This is a genomic window from Phormidesmis priestleyi ULC007 (assembly GCF_001895925.1).
In the GTDB taxonomy this organism is placed as follows: domain Bacteria; phylum Cyanobacteriota; class Cyanobacteriia; order Leptolyngbyales; family Leptolyngbyaceae; genus Phormidesmis_A; species Phormidesmis_A priestleyi_A.
This window is the reverse complement of sequence record NZ_MPPI01000082.1, coordinates 1-4000: the sequence shown is the minus strand read 5'-3', so window position 1 is coordinate 4000 and position 4000 is coordinate 1. Positions and strand designations below refer to the sequence as shown.

The following is a 4000-nucleotide window of genomic DNA, read 5'->3' as shown; positions in this document are numbered from 1 at the left end:
GTTGGGCGTTCCCTCATCCTCGGTCGGGTCGCCCAGGTGCCGAAACTTGCCGCACTTCTCCAAGGTGGTTAAGTCAATCAATACTTTCAGGGGGCTGCCAGAGCCTGGAAGATGCGCTCTCATCTGCTGCAACACCTGGTGGCGAGTCGTTCTCAGCACCGAACGAGTTGACCACTCGGAGTGATTCAGAAAGCGGCTCAACGCGCTAGCAGATTTCGTCTGGCACCCCTGAGGGACAGGATGACCCTGCGCCTCTAAAAACAGTCCTAAAAGAGAACTGAGACTAGCGTGCTGATAGGGGCTAGGCATCAAGTGAAGCAGGGCGTACACTAATCCTTGGGCGTGTTGCAAGATGGTTTCCATAACCGTCCTAATTCAACTATTTCTACGCCCTTTCTTACAGACTTTTAGCCGTTTTGCAACTCCCTGTTGAGACTGCTGCAAGATCTGAGTTTACCTAAACTTCAAAACTTTTTTCTAGTAATGGGTCTCATTTTAACCCAGCTCTTCATCGGTCAAATACTGCAAATTGCTTACGTTCGCTAACCTCGTTTAGCTAAACAGAGGTTGATCGCCCAGCCACAAACGAGTGAATCACCCAGTGCGAGAAATCAAGTTATACCCGGTATTGAGATTAAAGATTGTATAAAGCTTCTAGCCCTCCAATGTAATATAAAGCCGATCTTAGATATTATTCGTAAGAAGTAACACGTAACTACTGAGACAGATGACATAGTTGAAACCCCTCTTAAAACAGTATCGCCTTTGCTCTTCTTGTGATTCTTCGCTTTGGCGAAATCTCCCTATGTAATTTTTTTTACCTAGTTAGGAGGAAGCTGCTCTTTCTTAAATACAGTGACTTTTAGATAGGTAGGTCTAAGAGCCTAGCCGAAAACCTCTAAATTTATGAGATACTGGGCTGGAGCATGTTTCAGCTATTGATCAGTCATGTCCTTCACAGAGATTGACCCGTTATTTCTGCTGCCTGATGAAGTTTGGGAACGAGTGAGTCCCGTCATTCCCGCCGACCGTCCGAAGCCGAAAGGCGGGCGACCGAGAATGGAGAATCGGCAGGCATTGAATGCCATTTTTTACGTCTTGCGAACGGGGTGTCAGTGGAACGCGATTCCGAGGAGTTTAGGCGCATCCAGTACAGTGCATGACTGCTTCAGTGAATGGGTGCAAGCAGGGGTGTTTGAGCGACTGTGGGAGGAAGGGCTAAACCAGTACGCCGATGAGGTGGGGATTGAGGGGGAATGGAATGCAATGGATGGGGCAATGGTCAAAGCCCCGTTGGGGGGAAAAGTAACGGGGCGCAATCCTACTGACCGAGGCAAATCTGGCACCAAGCGAAGTTTATTAACGGATGGCAACGGGATTCCCATCGCGATTGTGATTGAGAGTGCAAATCGGCATGATATGAAATTGACCGAGGCAACGCTTGCGGCCCAACGGATTGTTCCAGAAGACTATCCTGAAGGAGAACCTCGAAATCTCTCGATTTAGACGCGTGTTGATCCGCTGGGAGAAGAAGCCAGAACACTACTTAGCAATGCTCCATTTATCGTGTGCTTGCATTGTAGTGCGGGCAATTCAGGTTTTCGCCTAGGCTCTAAGTATTGCTACTCATTTCGACTGAACGGTTCGCACACATACTCCAGACGCTTGTAGGGCAATTCCAGGACTTCAATTAAACTGCTTTGATGACGAGCCACAAAGTCTTCTAAGGCGCGATAGCCGTCACAGCCGCTGAGCGTCCCCATGATCACTAGCAACAGGACGACCCAAAGCGGATAGCGAGGTTGAGTGCGGAAGTCGGGAATGGTTTGAAGATGGGCAATCAGGCTCATAGTTGGAAGGGAAATCAGAGACTTCCCCTCTATTCTCCTTCTTCTCCTATCAATAAATCAGCCCTGCCCCAGCATGGGGGATTTAGGGGGCGAAGATCTCAGCCATGACGAATCAAGAGATTTGATGACAAGATTGACAGGTTATTTAATCCACAATCCTTAGTCTCTCAGGATCATTTATTTATTGGAATACTCTTACGGTCTGTCCTACCCGAATTGAGGGGTTTCCGCTGCTCGTCCAGCCTACTCAGGGTTCGACTTCCCTTTGACCCTCAATCCGTTTTTATTCGTTCCCTCGGTAAGATTGTTCATTCCGTTAGGTAGAGCCATTTCAACCACTGGATTCCCTAGACTCTTACCGCTGTTAAGCTTACTACGCGGTGGGAATGGTCTCCAGTGAAGTAGAGGTCTTGGGTGGTTGTGCCTCGCTTGGACATAGGTTGCTTTTCTAGGCTCTGTTTCACCTTGGGAATTCCCTATTAGCGCCAGTGTCATTTCACAACAGATGTCTGATTGCGCTCTGTTTCCAGCTTCACTCTCCAAGAATCGAGCTTGGTCGGTGTGGGCAGATCAGGAGTCATACCTGAGTCTGGTAGGTGGGGCTTGCACCCACATCAGACCGAGAGCTCAATCTCATCCATGGCTAGACTTGACTGGAGAGGTTATTTACGGTTTTATACCGTGATTCATTCTCAACGAATCGCACAAGCTTTTGTCCTGTACTTAGGGTGATACCATTCTTAACCTGCACGGCGATTACGATTTTTATCAAGAGAAACAAGGCAGTTGCAAGGGTTTGCAGGAACAGTTTTATAGTGCTTCTCAGAGTTGGGGTGAAGCTCTCAAATTTGTCTTAGAAGATATTATACACCTTTGACTCCGATACTTACATACTGTTTGACTATCAAGATACGAACGCATTAGGTGAAATCCACTCAATGTTTCTGCCAACCACTCGTGATTTTGCGCTAAACGCCGGAAACGTGACATCCAACCTGTATTCTTGCTGCGGAGCATCTTTAGGCATCAGTGTTAAATCAACACTTCGGACAAATTTAGGCAGCGATAATGCCGTAGTCACAAAGGGTTGGATAGTTGGGGTGGGATTTAATCAAAGTTGGCTTCAAGTCTAAGGTGGCAATAAAGCGTTCGAGAAGATGCTGATTGAGCGCCCGTCGCTTCAGCGTTGCCATTGAGAAGGGAATCGGTTCTTGTGGTGGATGTGGTCGATGGGGTGGATGAGTTTCAACTTTGGCTAAGTTAAGTGCCGTCAAACAGGCATTGAAGAACTCCGTTAGTGTCATGAATTTTTCGCCACAGATTTACGGTCATGTTTAGCATGATCTCGCTCAATCACCAAGAAGAACACGGTTAGGCAACTGGTTTCGTGAGGAAATGCTCCGATTTCATCCGATTTGGTACGAAACTCCCGAAACAAACGCTCTAGATGATTGGTCGTGCGAATATGACGGTGCAACGTGCGGTCAAATTGATAGAACGTCAACGTCAGATCGAAATCCCGTTGAAAGACTTGTACAGCTTTGGGTTCTAGCAGTTGCCAGTCAATAATAAACTGTTGGAGTCGCTGCTGAGCTGGTTCCATACTGTCTGCTTCGTAAATCTGGTATGCCTCAGTTGTGATTTCAAAGCGTCGTTGCCGTTTTGCTTCCTCCGGTTTGAGTGGTTGGTCATTGGTTAGTGTCACGAATTATTCGCGGAGGCTTTTCGGTTGTGTTTGGCATGATCGCGCTCCAGCACCATACAAAACACAGTCAGACAACTCGTTTCATTTGGAAACGCACCAATCTCATCGGACTTCGCCCGAAACTCACGGAACCATCGCTCAAGATGATTCGTAGTCCGAATATGGCAGTGTAGGTCGTGAGGGAATTGATAGAACGTCAGCGTTAATTCACTATCTTTGAGGAAGGTACGCACCGCATCTGGTTCGAGCAATTGCCACTTTTGAGCAAAGTCTTGCAACGGTTTCTGTGCTTGATTGACATCGGTTGCCTCGAAAATATCATCCGCATCACTCGTGATTTCAAACCGTCGTTGTTGCTTGGCATCAGTCAGTTTGAGCGATTGTTTTTGTGCGTCTAGTTGCGGTAATTGCTCATAGTTTAAATGCCGTGCGATGCCTCTAACTT

The 4000-nt window shown here is 47.4% G+C and carries 4 protein-coding genes and 3 pseudogenes; 1 reads left to right on the top strand and 6 read right to left on the bottom strand.

All coding sequences use genetic code 11. The features are described 5' to 3' along the window. Positions 1–363: pseudogene (locus BRW63_RS26690) on the bottom strand (hypothetical protein); the annotation flags it as partial. A 585-nt stretch (positions 364–948) separates the two neighbouring features. Between BRW63_RS26690 and BRW63_RS26685 the strand changes: the two are divergent. After that, positions 949–1609 (top strand): annotated as a pseudogene (locus tag BRW63_RS26685) (IS5 family transposase). Positions 1610–1622: 13 nt separating this feature from the next. On the opposite strand, the gene BRW63_RS26680 reads toward BRW63_RS26685, so the two are convergent. From BRW63_RS26680 to BRW63_RS26660, 5 genes and pseudogenes are all read right to left on the bottom strand, one after another. Beyond that, complete coding sequence (locus BRW63_RS26680; RefSeq protein WP_073075336.1) at positions 1623–1850, bottom strand: transposase family protein; 228 nt, start codon at positions 1848–1850, stop codon at positions 1623–1625. A gap of 904 nt (positions 1851–2754) precedes the next feature. Further along, positions 2755–2877 (bottom strand): hypothetical protein, encoded by a 123-nt coding sequence (locus BRW63_RS29755; RefSeq protein ID WP_262983573.1) that lies wholly within the window; start codon positions 2875–2877, stop codon positions 2755–2757. A 28-nt stretch (positions 2878–2905) separates the two neighbouring features. Beyond that, a complete protein-coding gene (locus tag BRW63_RS30125) occupies positions 2906–3154 on the bottom strand; it encodes a hypothetical protein (RefSeq protein WP_073075334.1) in 249 nt (82 codons plus the stop codon). After that, positions 3151–3537, bottom strand: a pseudogene (locus BRW63_RS26665) (transposase); the annotation flags it as partial. The gene BRW63_RS30125 and the pseudogene BRW63_RS26665, both read right to left, overlap by 4 nt. A gap of 14 nt (positions 3538–3551) precedes the next feature. Continuing rightward, on the bottom strand, positions 3552–4000 hold a 449-nt coding region (locus BRW63_RS26660), incomplete at its 5' end, for a transposase (RefSeq protein ID WP_223257537.1).